13 protein-coding genes are annotated in these 16,418 nt (G+C 63.0%); 12 read left to right on the forward strand and 1 reads right to left on the reverse strand.

From position 1 onward, the window contains the following. The first annotated feature begins 72 nt into the window (after positions 1-72). The 9 genes from gltX to JK176_RS11295 all read left to right on the forward strand — a co-directional run bounded on the left by gltX (position 73) and on the right by JK176_RS11295 (position 11,876). Positions 73-1,491: a glutamate--tRNA ligase gene (gene gltX / locus JK176_RS11255; RefSeq protein ID WP_211587935.1), complete on the forward strand. Its 1,419-nt coding sequence runs from the start codon at positions 73-75 to the stop codon at positions 1,489-1,491. After that, positions 1,484-2,425 carry an aspartate carbamoyltransferase catalytic subunit gene (locus JK176_RS11260; protein ID WP_211587936.1) on the forward strand — a complete coding sequence of 314 codons (942 nt, stop codon included), beginning with the start codon at positions 1,484-1,486 and terminating at the stop codon, positions 2,423-2,425. The genes gltX and JK176_RS11260 overlap by 8 nt, the downstream gene beginning before the upstream one ends. Further along, positions 2,422-3,708: a dihydroorotase family protein gene (locus tag JK176_RS11265; RefSeq protein WP_211587937.1), complete on the forward strand. Its 1,287-nt coding sequence runs from the start codon at positions 2,422-2,424 to the stop codon at positions 3,706-3,708. The genes JK176_RS11260 and JK176_RS11265 overlap by 4 nt, the downstream gene beginning before the upstream one ends. Then, on the forward strand, positions 3,705-4,337 hold the full coding sequence (plsY, locus tag JK176_RS11270) for a glycerol-3-phosphate 1-O-acyltransferase PlsY (protein ID WP_211587938.1): 633 nt from the start codon (positions 3,705-3,707) through the stop codon (positions 4,335-4,337). Before JK176_RS11265 ends, plsY begins: the two co-directional genes overlap by 4 nt. Positions 4,338-4,384: 47 nt before the next feature. Next, positions 4,385-5,569: a DNA-processing protein DprA gene (gene dprA, locus JK176_RS11275; RefSeq protein WP_211587939.1), complete on the forward strand. Its 1,185-nt coding sequence runs from the start codon at positions 4,385-4,387 to the stop codon at positions 5,567-5,569. A gap of 25 nt (positions 5,570-5,594) precedes the next feature. Continuing rightward, on the forward strand, positions 5,595-8,291 hold the full coding sequence (gene topA, locus JK176_RS11280; protein ID WP_211587940.1) for a type I DNA topoisomerase: 2,697 nt from the start codon (positions 5,595-5,597) through the stop codon (positions 8,289-8,291). A 177-nt stretch (positions 8,292-8,468) separates the two neighbouring features. Beyond that, on the forward strand, positions 8,469-10,205 hold the full coding sequence (locus tag JK176_RS11285) for a S41 family peptidase (RefSeq protein ID WP_211587941.1): 1,737 nt from the start codon (positions 8,469-8,471) through the stop codon (positions 10,203-10,205). Positions 10,206-10,230: 25 nt separating this feature from the next. Next, entirely contained in the window at positions 10,231-10,572 is a 342-nt protein-coding gene (locus tag JK176_RS11290; protein ID WP_211587942.1) for a DUF1491 family protein, read from the forward strand. A 155-nt stretch (positions 10,573-10,727) separates the two neighbouring features. Next, positions 10,728-11,876 carry an OmpA family protein gene (locus JK176_RS11295; protein WP_211587943.1) on the forward strand — a complete coding sequence of 383 codons (1,149 nt, stop codon included), beginning with the start codon at positions 10,728-10,730 and terminating at the stop codon, positions 11,874-11,876. A 132-nt stretch (positions 11,877-12,008) separates the two neighbouring features. On the opposite strand, the gene JK176_RS11300 is transcribed toward JK176_RS11295, so the two are convergent. Beyond that, entirely contained in the window at positions 12,009-12,650 is a 642-nt protein-coding gene (locus JK176_RS11300; RefSeq protein ID WP_228125546.1) for an Ig-like domain-containing protein, read from the reverse strand. Between the two features lie 216 nt (positions 12,651-12,866). Here JK176_RS11300 and JK176_RS11305 point away from each other — a divergent pair, with 216 nt between their 5' ends. From JK176_RS11305 to JK176_RS11315, 3 genes are all read left to right on the forward strand, one after another. Continuing rightward, entirely contained in the window at positions 12,867-13,427 is a 561-nt protein-coding gene (locus JK176_RS11305) for a hypothetical protein (protein WP_099286058.1), read from the forward strand. An 80-nt stretch (positions 13,428-13,507) separates the two neighbouring features. After that, positions 13,508-15,523 carry a DNA topoisomerase IV subunit B gene (gene parE, locus JK176_RS11310; RefSeq protein WP_211587944.1) on the forward strand — a complete coding sequence of 672 codons (2,016 nt, stop codon included), beginning with the start codon at positions 13,508-13,510 and terminating at the stop codon, positions 15,521-15,523. A 2-nt stretch (positions 15,524-15,525) separates the two neighbouring features. After that, positions 15,526-16,416 (forward strand): EamA family transporter, encoded by an 891-nt coding sequence (locus tag JK176_RS11315; RefSeq protein WP_211587945.1) that lies wholly within the window; start codon positions 15,526-15,528, stop codon positions 16,414-16,416. Positions 16,417-16,418: the final 2 nt, after the last annotated feature.

The following is a 16,418-nucleotide window of genomic DNA, read 5'->3' on the forward strand; positions in this document are numbered from 1 at the left end:
CGTGACGGAGCACCGCAGCCCCACTGGCGCAGGCGGATGGAAGCGCGGGTCAGAGCATGATATGACGGCGGCATGACCATCCGTACGCGATTTGCCCCCTCCCCGACGGGTCTGCTGCATGTCGGCAACGCCCGCGCCGCCCTGTTCAATTTCCTCTTTGCCCGTCATCACGGCGGCGAATTCCTTCTGAGGATCGAGGACACCGACAAGGAACGCTCCACTCAAAAAGCCGTGGACGTGATCTTTGACGGTCTGGCCTGGATGGGAATCAAGGCGGATGCGGAACCGGTTTTCCAGTCCGCCCGGCAGGACCGCCATACGGAAGTGGCACTTGAGCTTCTGGAAAAGGGTCAGGCCTACAAGTGCTTCTGCACCCCCGAAGAGCTGACCGCCATGCGTGAGAAGGCCATGGCCGAGAAGCGCCCGCCCCGTTACGACGGCACATGGCGCGACCGCGATCCGTCCGAAGCGCCCGCTGGCGCGCCGTATGTCGTTCGTCTGAAGGCCCCGCGTGACGGCGAGACGATCATCAAGGATCTGGTGCAGGGCGAAGTCCGGGTCGCGAATTCCGAAATGGACGACCTGATCCTGCTGCGTTCGGACGGCACGCCGACCTATCTGCATGCCGTGGTCGTGGACGATCACGATATGGACATCACCCATGTCATGCGCGGTGACGATCATCTGACGAACACCTTCCGTCAGGCCATGATCTATCGCGCCATGGGCTGGAACCTACCGCATTTCGCACATCTGCCGCTGATCCACGGCCCCGACGGCGCCAAGCTGTCCAAGCGACATGGCGCACAGTCGGTCGTGGATTTCCGCGAGGAAGGCTATCTGCCGGAAGCTCTGTGCAACTACCTGCTGCGTCTGGGCTGGGGTCATGGCGATGCCGAAGTCCTGTCCCGCGAGGAACAGATCAAGCTCTTCGATCTGGATGGCGTGGGCCGCTCCCCGTCCCGCATGGATTACGTCAAGCTGGCGCATCTGAACGGAATCTGGATGCGCGTCGCCGATGATGCGCGTCTGACAAACGACGTCATGCAGCGTCTTGCAGGCCGCGACGGCGTTGTGACGGATGACAAGACCCGCGCGCGCATCCTTGCGATGATGCCGGGCCTCAAGGAACGCGCCAAAACGCTCGTGGAACTGGCGGACAATGCCGCTTTCGCAGGCTTCACCCTGCCCCTGACCTTCACACCCAAGGCTGAAAAGCTGCTCGGCGAGGACGGACGCAAGGTTCTCGAAGGCGTTGGCAGGGATCTGGCTGCTCTCAAGGACTTCACGCCCGAAGCGATCGACGCCACTCTGCGCGCCTATGCCGAAAAGCACGAGATCAAGCTCGGCTCCGTGGCCCAGCCGCTGCGCGCGGCCATGACCGGCTCCACGACGTCTCCGGGTATTGACCTGACACTCGCGGCGCTGGGACAGGACGAAGCTCTGGCCCGCATCGCAGCCGTTCTTGCTTCTGCATCCAACGATGGCTGAGCGGCCCTCCGTCCCCCGGCATCTCCTGGGAATCGAGGGGCTGTCGGCCGAACAGCTCGTGCCGTTCCTCGATCTGGCGGAGAGCTACGCGCTGCTGAGCCGCTCGCGCTCCGCGCCGCGTGATGCGCTGCGGGGGCGGACGGTCATCAATCTGTTTTACGAAGACAGCACCCGCACCCGCACGAGTTTCGAACTCGCAGGAAAGCGGCTTGGCGCGGACGTCATCAACATGTCCGTCGCCACGAGTTCGGTGAACAAGGGCGAGACGCTTCTGGATACGGCAGCGACGCTGAACGCCATGCGCTGCGACCTCCTGGTCATCCGCCACGCGCAGTCCGGCGCACCGGCACTGCTGTCGCAGAAAGTCGAAGCCAGCGTCGTCAATGCGGGCGACGGCACGCATGAACATCCGACACAGGCGCTGCTGGATGCCCTGACCATCCGCCGGCATTTCGGCCGCCTTGAGGGCCTCACGGTCGCCATCTGCGGCGATGTCGGGCACAGCCGGGTGGCACGCTCCAACATCCATCTGCTGACGGCATTCGGAAACCGAGTGCGGCTGGTCGGCCCACCGACGCTGCTTCCGGGAGCCATGGCCAGCCTGGGGAATGTGGAGATGTATTCCGACATGGACAAGGCGCTGGATGGCGCGGATGTCGTCATGTCCCTGCGGCTTCAGAAGGAGCGCATGGGGGCCGGTCTGGTGCCGAGTGCGCGGGAATATTTCCATTTCTTCGGGCTGGATCGCCGCCGTCTGAGGCTAGCAAAGCCGGGCGCGCTCGTCATGCATCCGGGACCGATGAACCGTGGCGTCGAAATCGCCTCGGATGTGGCGGATTCGGATCAGAGCGTGATTTCCGAACAGGTTGAGATGGGCGTGGCTGTGCGGATGGCGGTTCTGGACCGTCTGTCCCGGGCACGGATGCCGGTATGACTGATATCGTTTTTGAAAATGTCCGCCTGATCGACCCCGCTTCGGGCCGGGACGAAATCGGACGACTTGTGGTGCGTCAGGGAAAGATTGTCGCCTGCGAAGACGGGTCGGTTCCCGAAGGCGCGCGGGTCATTGATGGCGCAGGGGCCGTGCTGTGTCCCGGTCTGGTGGACATGCGCGTCGCACTCGGAGAGCCGGGTTCGGAATACCGTGAGAGCGTGTCTTCCGGGGCGCGGGCTGCCATCGCAGGTGGCATCACGACCATGGCGGTCCTGCCCAACACCTCTCCCCCGATCGACAACCCGGCCCTCGTGCATCTGCTGCGGGTCCGGGGCGAAGAGACGGGTATGGTCTCGATCCATCCTTACGGCGCACTGACGCGCAGCTGCGAGGGCGGCGAAATGGCCGAACTTGGGCTCCTGCGCAACGCCGGAGCCGTCGCGTTCACGGACGGGACCCGCGCGATTTCAGACGCCAAACAGATGCGTAACCTGCTATCCTATTCGCGCTTCCTCGACGCCATCGTGGTACAGCATCCGGAAGATCCGTCTCTGGCCAAAGGGGCCTGTGCCACGGCCGGAGCACGCGCGGTGCGGATGGGCCTGCCGCAGGTTCCGGCGGAAGCCGAAGCCATCATGATCGCCCGCGATCTGCGTCTGGCGGCCATGACCGGGGCACGGCTGCATTTCGCGCATGTCTCGACGGCAGAGGGGCTGGACCTGATCCGTGCGGCCAAAAGCCGGGGCGTACGCGTGACCTGCGATACGGCACCGCCCTATTTCGCCATGACCGAAGACGATATCGGCGACTTCCGCACCTACGCGAAACTCTCGCCGCCCCTGCGGAACGACGCGGACCGGCAGGCCGTCTGTGCCGCGCTGGCAGACGGAACGATTGACGCCGTGGCCTCCGACCATGCCCCGGCAGATGCGGATGACAAGCGGCTGCCTTTCGCGCAGGCCCGTGCTGGCGGCACCGGACTGGTCACGCTGCTGGGCGTCACGCTCGGCGCGGGGCTGCCGCTTGTGGATGCGCTGCGTCTGCTGACCTCCGCTCCGGCTGCCCTGCTGGGCCTTGAAGCCGGGACGCTGGCAGTCGGGAGCGATGCCGATCTGTGCCTGTTCGATCCGGAAGGCTCGTGGACCGTAGTCGCCGGAGACCTGCCGGGACGCGCACAGAACACACCGTTTGACGGCCGGAATCTGAAAGGCCGTGTCCTGCGGACCTTCAAGCGCGGCGTGGAAGTCTTCACGGCTGACGGGCTGGCGGAGGCACGCTCGTGAGCGGCTTTCAGGCACAGCTCATTCTGCTGTTTCTCGTGTCCTACGTCATCGGAAGCATCCCGTTCGGGCTGCTGCTGACAGCGCTTTCAGGCGGCGGCGACATCCGCAAGATCGGTTCGGGCAATATCGGCGCAACCAACGTCCTGCGCACGGGACGACGCGGTCTGGCGGCGGCCACGCTGCTGCTGGATGCGCTTAAGGGAGCTGCGGCTGTCCTGATCGCACGGTTTTTCTTCCCCGGCGCGGGCGACATGACCATGGCCGTGGCGACCGTCGCTGTCGTTATCGGGCACTGCTTTCCGGTCTGGCTCGGCTTCAGGGGCGGGAAGGGCGTTGCGACAGGGCTCGGAACGATCTGGGTCCTGTCCTGGCCGGTCGGGCTGGGCTGCTGTGTGGTCTGGTTGCTGGTCGCACGCCTGAGCCGGATTTCCTCAGCCGGGGCTCTGGCGGCGTTTCTGCTCGCGCCGATGTTGATGGTGCTGCTGTCAGGACGCGCGTTGCACTCCCCCATCCCGGTGGCGACGCTGCTCATCTCGCTGCTGATCTGGGCGCGTCACTGGAGCAATATTGCGCGCCTTCTGACGGGACAGGAGCCGCGCGTGAACGTGGATCAGGCGCCCCGTTCCTAATATTTTTAAGCGCCTATTAAGGAATCTGTCTTAAGGAGAAAGACCTTATGACAGATTCCGCAGCCGCCTCTCCCGTCATCTCTGCCGCAGACCGAATCGACATGCTGCGTCTGTCGCAGACGACGGGCGTCGGTCCGATCAACTTTGCGCGACTGATGACGCAATATGGCAGCGCGGGAGCCGCTCTGGCAGCACTGCCCGGACGCATGCGTAAAGCAGGGCGGCGGGACGACCCTGCCATTCCGTCCGTTTCTCGCATGACGGACGAACTGGAACGCCTTGAAAAACTGGGCGGGAAAATGCTGGTCCGGGGGGATGCGGACTATCCGCTACTCCTGTCCCATGTGCCGGATGCGCCACCGGTGCTGTTCGCGCTCGGGGATGTCCGGAAGCTGTCGATGCGGTCTGTAGGGGTGGTAGGTGCGCGCAATGCCTCGGCTGCGGGAATCCGGATTGCAGAGAGCCTTTCGGCCGAAATGGCCCATGCCGGAATCTGCGTGGTTTCCGGTCTGGCGCGGGGTATCGACTCGGCAGCACACGCCGCCGCACTGTATCCCGGCCTGACGGTCGGTGCGATCGCAGGAGGGCTGGATCATGCCTATCCGCCGGAGAATGCATCCCTTCAGCAGCAGATTGCTGAAAAAGGTTGTCTGGTGACGGAAGCATTGCTCGGAACCGCCCCGCAGGCCCGCCATTTCCCGCGACGCAACCGCCTGATCGCCGGGATTTCGTCGGGATGTTTGATCATTGAGGCAGCGCTAGACTCTGGTACAATGATTACGGCGGATCTCGCCCAGTCCTACAACCGCGAGCTTCTGGTCGTGCCAGGTTCGCCGCTCGATCCGCGGTCACGGGGCGGCAATCATCTGCTGAAAACCGGTCAGGCGACCCTGACAGAAAATATCGCCGATATTCTTCAGGCCCTGCCGACGGAGCTTCCAGAACGCGAACCCGCGCCGTGGCAGCGTCCAGCGCGCCACAACCCGCCTTTGACCGGCTTTTCCGAACCTTCGCTCGCATGGGGCGACCTCCCCGACACCGGCTGGATCGACCCCGATCTGGTACAGCAAAGCGTGCGGTCTCTTCTCTCCGTGACGCCTGTAGCAGTTGACGATGTGGTGCGCCGCTGCCAGTTCTCCGTGTCGGCAGTGCTTGCGACGCTGGCCGAGCTTGAGCTTGGCGGGGTCGTGGAGTTTGTGCCCGGCGGACGCGTGGCGTTGCTGCCGAACTGAAGTGACGCGGAATACCGGAGTGGCGATGACGGACGTTGTGGTGGTCGAGAGCCCGGCAAAGGCCAAGACGATCAACAAGTATCTGGGAAGCGGATATACCGTGCTCGCTTCATTCGGACATGTGCGGGATCTGCCGCCCAAAGACGGGAGCGTGCGCCCCGACGAGAACTTTGCCATGAGTTGGCAAACGGACGAACGTGGCGCAAAGCAGATCTCGGCCATCACCAAGGCGCTGAAGGGGGCGAAAAACCTCTATCTCGCCACTGACCCGGATCGCGAAGGCGAAGCGATTTCGTGGCATGTCCGCAGCGTTCTGGAAGAAAAAAAGCTTCTGAAGAACGTGGACGTCCATCGCGTCACCTTCAACGAAATCACCAAATCGGCTGTTACGGCAGCGATGGCGGCTCCGCGCGAGCTGGACCGCCCGCTGATCGACGCCTATCTCGCCCGCCGTGCGCTGGACTATCTGGTGGGCTTCACGCTCTCCCCCGTCCTGTGGCGCAAGCTGCCGGGCAGCCGGAGTGCCGGGCGCGTGCAGTCCGTCGCACTGCGTCTGATCTGTGAGCGCGAAGCCGAAATCGAGGTTTTCCGCCCCAAGGAATACTGGACCGTCACTGGCGGCTTCACGACACCCGGCAAGGCCGCCTTTCAGGCTCGCCTGACCCATCTGAAGGGCGAAAAGCTCGACCAGTTCGATCTGAACAATGAACAACTGGCGTTCGGAGCGCGCGATACGGTTCTGGGCGGCCAGTTCACGGTCCGCTCCGTCGAGCGCAAGCGCACCAAGCGCAATCCGCCCCCGCCATTCACGACATCAACTCTCCAGCAGGAGGCGTCCCGCAAGCTCGGCATGAGCGCGCAGACGACGATGCGTACGGCCCAGCAGCTTTATGAAGGCGTGGATCTGCGCGGCGAAACAACCGGGCTGATCACCTATATGCGAACCGACGGCGTGACGATGGCGAAAGAAGCCATTGGCTCCATCCGCGGGCATATCGGCGAGACGTTCGGCGACGACTATGTGCCGGATTTCCCGCGCGCCTATTCCACCAAGGCCAAGAACGCGCAGGAGGCCCATGAGGCCATCCGTCCGACGGACGTCTTCCTGACGCCCCAGCAGGTCGGCCATGCGCTGACGCCCGATCAGAAGAAGCTGTACGAACTGATCTGGAAGCGCTCCGTCGCCTCGCAGATGCAGTCCGCGGAACTGGATCAGGTCGCGGTGACGCTCGCCGATGCCAGCGGTCAGACGCTTCTGCGCGCCACGGGATCGACCATCGCATTCGACGGTTTCCTCAAGCTCTATATCGAAGGCCGGGACGACACCAAGGTCGAAGACGAAGACGGCAAGCTCCTGCCTCCGATGAAGGAAGGCGACCGCCTGACTACCGGCGCCGTGGAGGCCGAACAGCATTTCACCCAGCCCCCCCCGCGCTATTCGGAAGCCTCGCTCGTCAAGAAAATGGAAGAGATCGGCATTGGCCGTCCCTCGACCTATGCCTCCATTCTGGGCGTGCTGCGGGACCGCAATTACGTGCGGCTGGATGCCCGGCGCTTCATCCCCGAGGACCGTGGACGGCTGGTCACGGCGTTCCTGACGTCCTTCTTCGAGCGCTATGTGGATTCGGGCTTCACGGCCTCGCTTGAAGAGCAGCTTGACGACATTTCGGGCGGCCGCGCGGACTGGCATGATGTGATGGCCGCGTTCTGGCATGATTTCTCGGCGGCGGTGGCACAAACCAAAGATCTGAAAATCTCGGACGTCATCGACGCTCTGGACGAAGACCTCGCGCCACATTTCTTCCCTCCCCGCCCCGATGGTGGCGATCCGCGCGTCTGCACATCCTGCGGAACCGGGCGGCTGGGCCTGCGGCTTGGCAAGTTCGGCGCCTTCATCGGCTGTTCGAACTATCCGACCTGCCAGTTCACACGCCGTCTGGTGGCCGAAGAAGGCGACACCGAAGGGCTGAATGACGGTCCGAAAATTCTGGGTCAGGACCCGGATACCGGCGAGGACATCTCGATCCGTCGCGGGCCGTACGGGCTGTATATCCAGCGCGGCGAACCCAATCCCGAGGACAAGAAAGCCAAACCCAAGCGGACGACCATTCCCAAGGGAATCGACGGCAACACCATGACCATGGAACAGGCGCTGGGGCTGCTGTCCCTGCCGCGTCTGGTCGGGCTTCACCCTGAAACGGGCGAGAAGATCGAGGCCGGTCTGGGACGGTTCGGGCCATATGTGAAGATGGGTGCGATCTACGGCACGCTCGACAAAGACGACGATGTTCTGACGGTCGGGCTGAACCGGGCTGTGGATTCGCTGGCCAAAAAGCTGGCGTCCATCCGAAATCTGGGAGCCCATCCAAAAGACGGCGAACCGGTCATGATCCGCAAGGGACGGTTCGGACCCTATGCCCAGCATGGTCAGCTGATCGCCAACCTGCCGAAGGGGCAGGATATGGAGGAGGTCACGCTCGATGAGGCCGTGGCGCTTCTGGCGGAAAAGGGCAAACCACTGAAAGGTGGCGCAAAAAAAACTTCGGCGAAAAAAGCAGCTCCGAAGGCCACAAAGGCCAAGAAAGCCGTTGCTTCTGCGGAAGGGGATGAGGCCGCTCCGAAGACGGTAACGAAGCGTATCCCGGCCAAATCCGCCACAAAGACGAAAACCACAACGCCGCGGAAGCGTAAGACTGTCTCCGACACGTCGTCGGAAGACTGAAAACAGATCGGCTCGGCAGTGTTGCCAGATGGCACTGCCGACCCCAGATTTGATCTGGCAAGTCTTTACCGTGGCTGAAGTTTGTGGCGTGGTCGCGTTACGGGAGCAGCCGTTTTTTGCCGTCCCGTCTCCAAGGACCCCGTCTTGCGTCATGTCGCCCGCCCTGTGACCTTTTTCATGCCGCGCAGCCGCAAGGCGGCATGTCGTATGGCGCTGTGTCTGGCGTTCTGCCTCATGGTTCTCGCAGTTCAGAGCGGCACCGCAAAAGCCCAGACACCGACCGGCAATGCCCCGCCTCCCGCAACGCCTACAGCCGCTCCGCCCCCGCCCGCACCTCCCGTTTTTTCGGCTCCCATCACGCGGGACGTTCTGGTCGCAGCGCTCGGCTTTCTGGAGCCGCGAACGCTGGAGGCCCATTCCGCGCGGGATTTCTGCGTCTGGGGACTGGGTGGTCTGACGGCCATCGACCCGACCCTGTCTGTCACGATCACGCCCTCGGCCGCAGCCCCTGCCGTCGTCCATACGTCCGAAACGGCCGTCGCGGCTGAAAAACCTGCCGATACACCATCCACCGCGACACTGAGCGTCCTTCAGGGCCAGACCGTCCTGTTCAGCCGCGCTCTGCCCTCAACGAACAGCCACTCCGCATGGGCGGATCTGGTCACGGCGGCCATGCAGGCGGCCTGGCAGCATTCCTCTACCTTGCGGGATGCCGGATCAGACGCGCTGTTGCAGGGCTTCTTCGACGAGCTGTTCAATCATCTCGACCCGTATTCCCGCTATCTCGGCCCCTCTCCCGCCACGTCGGACCGGACGCGGCGCACGGGCAGCACCGGCACGGTCGGACTGAGCCTCGGGCAGAGCGGACGGAACATCGTAATTACAGCCGTCAACGCCAACGGTCCCGCATGGGAAGCAGGCATCGATACGGGCGAACATCTGGTGTCGATCAATGGACGCTCCACGCATGGTCAGGATGCCGCAACCGTTCAGGAGTGGCTGGAAGGTGACGAACACAGCGCCGTTACGCTGGGAATCGCCGCAAAGGGACACCGACCCACGACCTTCAAACTGCAACGGGTTCAGGTTCCGCCCGAAACCGTGTTTGCGTCCACCGATGGTCCCTTCACCGTTCTGCGCGTCACGTCCTTCTCGACCCAGACAGCCGAGGAAATCAGCCAGTATATCGATCAGGTCGTGGACGAGCCGACCCCGGACGCCCCTGCCCCGCCTCCGGGGAAAGGCAAGGCTGCGGGCATCATCCTCGATCTGCGCGGCGATCGCGGGGGCGTCCTGCAACAGGCCGTAACGACTGCGGCCCTCCTGCTCGATCATGGCGTCGCCGTGACCACGCAGGGCCGGAACCCTCTGGCCAACCATATCTGGGCCGTTCAGGGCGGGGACATGACCAACGGAACGCCCGTGGTGGTTCTCGTGGACGGACGCACGGCGAGCGCTGCCGAGATTTTGGCGTCCGCACTGGCCGATCACCGGCGCGCCGTCGTGATCGGGAGCGAAACGCTGGGCAAGGGGCTCGTTCAGGTGATCGGGCAGATGCCGAATGGCGGCGAACTGTTCGTGACGTGGAGTCGCAATCAGGCCCCACTGGGCTGGCCGATCCAGGGGCTGGGTGTGATGCCGCAGATCTGCACGTCGCTTGGAGCGGACGCGCTTCAGGCACAGCTTTCCGCCCTGAAAGCGGGAAACAGCCTTCAGGGCGAGGCCGTGCAGACCGCCCGAGCCGCCCGCTATCCGGTCCCGGTCGCGAAAATCCTCGAGATCCGCAAGCACTGTCCGGCCGCCATCGGCTCGGATGCCGACATGGACGCAGCAAAGGCGCTGCTGTCTTCCCCTGCCGCCTATAAGGCGGCTCTGGAGTCTGTTCCCGACGAGAACAGCGCGCCTCTCCACTAACCTTGCAGGACGAACGGAAACGGTTATGGGCGCACGATTGAAAACGGGACTTTGGGTACGGGCTGTCCTGCGCCGTATTTCTTCGGACGGAACCTCGGCCATGGTTCTGAAAAAAGGAGACGAGGATGCCGGTGCGGTCCTGATCGTCCTGACGGACCGGTCTGGCGGGACCGGTGTATTGCGGGAAGACGGATCAGGCTGGACCCGCGTGGATGCGAGCGATACCGCCAGTGTAGACGCCTATCTGGAACGGCAGAAACAGTATGATCCCGATCTGTGGATCGTTGAGCTTGAGATGCGCGACGTCTCCCTGCCCATCGAGCGGACCCTCGGATCGCGCAGGCTCGATCTGGACGAAGAGGCGTAAACTGTGGGAGTGAAGACACAGCACATGGCGAACCTGCCATAAAGAAAACTGCATGATGCGGCATTATGCTGTGTGATGCGTTGCCATCGTCCGAGCTTTCGGCAAGAACACACACGGTAAGGTTGGCAGATTTGGCTGGTTGGAGAAAAATGGACATGACGCACCGATCCGTTGTCAGGACCTGGCTAACCCGTGCCGGGTTCACTGCAGGCGTTTCGATGCTCGTCATGGGTGCCGCAACCGCACAGCCCGTCAAAGGACTGTATGTTGCCGGTGAAGGCGGTGCGAGCTTCAATCAGGACCAGACAGTCCGTCTGTCGCCTGTCTTCCCGAGCGGGCGTGACCACTATCAGGCGGGCGTAACCGGAATCGGCAGCTTGGGCTATGGCCTCGGAAACGGCTTCCGCGTCGAGGTCGAAGGCAACTACCGCAACAACCGCTTGCAGCAGTTCCGCTCCAGCACGTTCCCGTCCTCTGTCGGCGGGCGTCAGCAGGGCTATGGCGTCATGGCCAATGCGCTGTTTGACATGGATATCGGCAAGTCCTGGGTCTTCCCGTATTTCGGCGCGGGTATCGGCTATGGCTGGCAGGCGATGAACACCTATGTTCATGCTCCGAACGGCGCCTTTGACCAGCATGTCGGCGGCACGGCTGGGAACTTTGCCTATCAGGGTATTTTCGGTCTCTCCTTCCCTGTTCCGTGGGTCGTGGGTCTGTCGGCTACCGCGGAATACCGATTCTACACGCTGATGGGGCCGAACGGACATCATGCCACGGCCACCGGCATCTATGGCGGCTGGGACAAGACGAAGGAATTCGGCGTATCCAGCGGCAACCGCGACACCCGGACAGACTTCAACCACTCGCTGATGCTGGGTCTACGCTACGAGTTCAATCCAGCTCCGCCGCCGCCGAAGCCAGTTGAAGCGCCAATGCCGATCCCGGGCCCTGCACCGACCCGGACCTATCTGGTATTCTTCGACTGGGATTCGGCCACGCTGAGCGCACGGGCAAAAGCCGTGGTCGCGGCAGCAGCGCGCAACTCCACGTCCGTTCAGGTCACGCATATCGAGGTCAGCGGTTATACCGACAGTTCGGCAGCGCATCCGGGCCAGCGTGGCGAAGCCTACAACATGGCGCTGTCCCAGCGTCGTGCAAGTGCCGTCAAGGAAGAGCTGGTGCGGGATGGCGTAGCGGCGGGAATGATCGCGACACAGGGTTTCGGCGAGAGCCATCCGCTGGTGGTCACGGCAGCCAATACACGCGAGCCGCAGAACCGGCGCGTGGAAATCGATTTCAAGTAAGAGCTACGGACAAGCCCAGCCTTTCCGGTCTACCGGCGGTTTCCTTTGGAGCCGCCGTTTTTTTTTGTGTCTGTTAGGCACAAAAAAGGGCGGAGAGAAGCCTCTCCGCCCTGTCCATGACTGGAATGGGTCTTATTTCTTGCGGTGCGTCGTGTGACGGACAGGCGCCTTCTTGGCCGTAGCCTTGGCCGGTGTGGGGGCAACGACTGCGGGCGGCTTTGCGACGACCACACCGGTTGCATCGACCGTAGCGTGAATCGTCAGATGCTCGCGCTTCTGGCCATTCCCTGGGATCAGTTCGGCCGTGAACGAATCCGTTCCGGCATAAGCCGTAGCGGGCGTGTAATCCACATAGGTCTTGCCGTCATAATTGTAGAGGAAGGCCTTGCCGTGTGACGGCGGAGGATTGACACCGAAAGAGGCATAATTGCCTCCCAGCGGCTGCTGGATGGCGATGGAGCACAGGCCGTCATCGCTGCGGACCGTCATGTCCACACTCATCGTGCCATCGGCAGCCTTCTTGACGGACGAGACGTGGCAGACGGCGGATGTCCGCTGGTAGCCGAAAGGATTCGGAGCCACGGAACGCTGAACGATCGGCTGCTGGGCACAGCCGGAGAGAAGCAGGGACACGGCCAGTGCCGAACCCAGGGTAATGGCAGAACCTCGCAGACGCACGGTCAACTCCAACGCATCGTGACAGGACAGGCCGCGTTTCCGCAGCAGACAGACGTTCGCATGTAGAGCAGGACGGCACGGGGCGAAAGGCTGCATCCGAGTGCTCCAGCCATTTTGACGGTATTTTGTGCCACAGGGCCGATAAATTGCCCCTGAAGGCCGTCACGCCCCTTTTCTGCCATGAAATCATGTTTCAGATGAAGGGCTTGCCGCACGTTCCTCAGACGCAGAATCAGCTTTCGCCGGGGGTCGACCGCGGGTAGTCTGTTCCAGTGGTTGTGGCCGGTCGATCCGGCCTTGTGGAGTCTGTCAATGCCGTCGATCTTCCGTCGTTCCGTCAAGGGCCTGCTTGCTGTGGGGCTTTCCTGCGCTACGCTTGCTGCCGTTCATCCCCTGTCCGCCCGCGCTGCGGACTGCGGCAATTCGCCCGCCCACGAGGCTTTCGATGTGGCCGGACTGAAGTCCGAACTGATGGTGACGGCGCTGTCGTGCAAGGCGCAGGACCGCTACAATGCCTTCGTCAACAAGTTCCGCCCTGCCCTGCTGAATGCAGACGAGCGCCTGAACAGCTATTTCCGCACGACCTATGGCCGTCGCGCGCAGGTCGAGCATGACGACTACATCACGCAGCTTGCCGACATCCAGTCGCTCGGTGGCCTGAAATCCGGCACGGTGTTCTGCCAGCAGCGCGAAGCAATGTTCGACGAAATCAATGCTCTCGAAAGCTCTGCCGATCTGGCCCATTACGCCGAAGCCAAGGATGTGGCCCAGCCTGCTTCCTATGAGAGCTGCGAAGCCCCGGCAACTGTGGACCGCCACTCTCGCAAGGGCGTGACAAAAAAGGCCGCAACACGCCGCACGAACCGCGCCTGAGACCCTGTTCTGAAGCCGTTGCTCTCCCTGCCTCGAAGCGTTTGCTTGACGTTCCTTAGCGGGGCGGCGACAACGCAGACATGAGCGATCTGTTCGAGTCAGGCAAGACAGGCAAACCCAAGGCCGGAACATCCCGCAAGGGGCCGGTCGATACGGAATATGGTGCCCACGACATCGAGGTGCTGGAAGGGCTTGAGCCCGTCCGGCGCCGTCCGGGCATGTATATCGGCGGCACGGATGATACCGCGTATCACCATCTCGCCTCCGAAATCCTCGACAATGCGATGGACGAAGCGGTGGCGGGTCATGCCACCACCATCGACGTGCGGCTGGAAGGCCCGCGCACGCTCATGGTGCGCGACAACGGCCGTGGCATCCCGACCGACCCTCACCCGAAATTTCCCGACAAATCCGCGCTTGAAGTGATTTTCACCACGCTGCATGCGGGCGGAAAATTCTCGGGCAAGGCCTATGACACGTCCGGCGGCCTGCACGGCGTGGGCAGTTCGGTCGTCAATGCGCTGTCCGAAAAGCTGGAAGTCGAGGTCGCGCGGGACAGAACACTGTACCGGCAGGATTTCGTGCGCGGTGTCTCGCTGGCACCGCTGGCGGAAGTCGGCAACGCGCCCAACCGGCGCGGTACGACGGTACGCTTTACGCCCGATCCGGAAATCTTCGGCAACCATCATTTCTCCCCTGCCCGGCTCTACCGGATGTGTTGCTCCAAAGCGGCGCTGTTCCGGGGGGTAACGATCCAGTGGAAATGCGAAGCATCCCTCATCAAAGCGGGCGACGAGACGCCGGTTGAAGCTACCATCCAATTCCCCAACGGACTGGAAGATGCGCTTTCAGCGGAACTCGGGCCTGATCCGGATCTGCTGACACCGCTCTGGGCGGGAGATGTGGATCTGCCGATCGCCTCAGACGGACGCACGGGCGGGCGCGTGGAATGGGCCGTGGCGTTCCTTGAGAGCGGGACGGCAACGCTGTCCTCGTTCTGCAACACGATTCCCACGCCTCAGGGCGGCACGCATGAGGCCGGATTCCGGGCCGCGCTGGTCAAGGGCCTGCGTGCCTGGGGCGATCAGCGCAAGGTCAAGCGGGCCGCCGCCATTTCGGCGGAAGACGTTCTCGGCTCCGTGGCCGCCAAGCTCTCGGTCTTCATTCGCGATCCGCAGTTTCAGGGCCAGACCAAAGACAAACTGACCTCTCAGGAGGCATCGCGACTGGTCGAAGGGGCGCTGCGCGACCGCGTGGATCACTGGCTGGGCGGGAATCCGCAACAGGCGGACAGCCTGCTGGCCTTTATGGTGGAACGCGCGGAAGAGCGTCTGCGCCGCCGTGAAGTCAAGGACACGGCCCGCAAAAGCGCCACACGCAAGCTGCGCCTTCCCGGCAAGCTGACGGACTGCACACGCGAAAATGCTGCCGAGACAGAACTGTTCCTCGTGGAGGGCGAATCGGCTGGCGGCTCCGCCCGTCAGGCGCGCGACCGCGAGACGCAGGCCGTGCTGCCGTTGCGGGGCAAGATCCTTAACGTGGCCTCCGCCACGACCGACAAACTACGGGCCAATCAGGAACTTCGGGATCTGACCGAGGCTCTGGGCTGCGGCATCGGGGCGTCGTTCGATATCAGCCGTCTGCGCTATGGGCGCGTCATCATCATGACGGATGCCGACGTGGACGGGGCGCATATCGCCTCGCTTCTGATGACGTTCTTCTATCGCGAAATGCCGGAACTGATCCGTCAGGGCCATCTGCATCTGGCGCAACCGCCGCTCTATCGCATCACGCATGGACCCAAGACGGTCTATGCCATGAACGATCAGGACCGCGTCCGACGGATCAAAACCGATTTCAAGGCCAATGCGAAGGTCGAGGTCTCCCGGTTCAAGGGCTTGGGCGAAATGCCGGTGAAGGATCTCAAGGAAACGACCATGGACCCGGCCCGACGGACGCTTCTGCGCGTCATCACCCCGCCCGAGGACCGTCTGGTAACCAGCGAGCGTGTGGAAAGCCTGATGGGCCGCAAGCCGGAACTGCGGTTCCGTTTCATTCAGGAACATGCCCGTTCCGTTGACGAACTCGACGTCTGAGCGTGTCGTCACAGGTCAGCTCCACGGAAACGAATAGCCAGCTCAAGGCGGTCGGATGTCTGATCGGGGGAATTTCCTCCTTCCAGATCGGCGCGACGCTGGCGAAAGGACTGTTCCCACTGTTTGGCCCGACCGGCATGGTGGGGCTGCGCGTCTGTCTGGCTGCGGTCATTCTGTTGTGCATCTGGCGGCCGACGCCGGGCACGCTGACGGTCGAGCGGCTGAAGCTGCTGCTGCCCTATGGCGCGTCTGTCGCGATCATGAATTTCTGTTTTTACGTGGCGCTGGTCCGGCTGCCGCTGGGTGTGGTCGTCGCTCTTGAGTTCACTGGCCCCTTGACACTGGCGCTGGTCGGCTCCCGCCGCTGGCTGGATCTGTGCTGGGCGGGGCTTGTGGTTGCGGGACTGTTCCTGCTGCTGCGGCCCGAAGGACCGACAGTGGGTCTGGCGTCACTCAATCTGTTCGGCGTGGCAGCGGCCCTTCTGAGCGGCTGCGGATGGGTGGTCTATATCCTGACCGGCACGCGTATGGGAAAGATCTTTCCGGCCCCCGTCGCCACGACACTGGGCATGAGCACGGCGGGAATTCTGCTCCTGCCCTGTCTGATCCCGACAATCCCGACGGTCCTGACCCATCCCTGGCAGGGCGGTGCGGCGCTGAGCGTGGCGGTCCTGTCTTCGGCAGTGCCGTATATTCTGGACATGATGGCCATGCGGACCCTCAGTCCGCGCGATCTGGGGATCCTGCTGAGCATGGAGCCGATGCTGGGCGCTCTGTCAGGGTTTGTGTTCCTGCATGAGGCCCTGTCCGCGATGCGCTGGATGGGCGTGCTGTGTATTGCCGCCGCCTCGGCGGGAAATGTGCTCACCGGACGGCAGAAGTCCCTGCACTGACG

Origin of the sequence: Gluconobacter sp. Dm-73, assembly GCF_018256215.1 — a bacterium.
GTDB lineage: Bacteria > Pseudomonadota > Alphaproteobacteria > Acetobacterales > Acetobacteraceae > Gluconobacter > Gluconobacter cadivus.

What these genes read in the sequence shown, in the direction of transcription:
- gltX (WP_211587935.1), top strand. Translation starts at nt 73, where the DNA reads ATGACCATCCGTACGCGATTTGCCCCCTCCCCGACGGGTCTGCTGCAT.
- JK176_RS11260 (WP_211587936.1), top strand. Translation starts at nt 1,484, where the DNA reads ATGGCTGAGCGGCCCTCCGTCCCCCGGCATCTCCTGGGAATCGAGGGG.
- JK176_RS11265 (WP_211587937.1), top strand. Translation starts at nt 2,422, where the DNA reads ATGACTGATATCGTTTTTGAAAATGTCCGCCTGATCGACCCCGCTTCG.
- dprA (WP_211587939.1), top strand. Translation starts at nt 4,385, where the DNA reads ATGACAGATTCCGCAGCCGCCTCTCCCGTCATCTCTGCCGCAGACCGA.
- topA (WP_211587940.1), top strand. Translation starts at nt 5,595, where the DNA reads ATGACGGACGTTGTGGTGGTCGAGAGCCCGGCAAAGGCCAAGACGATC.
- JK176_RS11285 (WP_211587941.1), top strand. Translation starts at nt 8,469, where the DNA reads ATGCCGCGCAGCCGCAAGGCGGCATGTCGTATGGCGCTGTGTCTGGCG.
- JK176_RS11290 (WP_211587942.1), top strand. Translation starts at nt 10,231, where the DNA reads ATGGGCGCACGATTGAAAACGGGACTTTGGGTACGGGCTGTCCTGCGC.
- JK176_RS11295 (WP_211587943.1), top strand. Translation starts at nt 10,728, where the DNA reads ATGACGCACCGATCCGTTGTCAGGACCTGGCTAACCCGTGCCGGGTTC.
- JK176_RS11300 (WP_228125546.1), bottom strand. Translation starts at nt 12,650, where the DNA reads ATGCAGCCTTTCGCCCCGTGCCGTCCTGCTCTACATGCGAACGTCTGT.
- JK176_RS11305 (WP_099286058.1), top strand. Translation starts at nt 12,867, where the DNA reads ATGCCGTCGATCTTCCGTCGTTCCGTCAAGGGCCTGCTTGCTGTGGGG.
- parE (WP_211587944.1), top strand. Translation starts at nt 13,508, where the DNA reads ATGAGCGATCTGTTCGAGTCAGGCAAGACAGGCAAACCCAAGGCCGGA.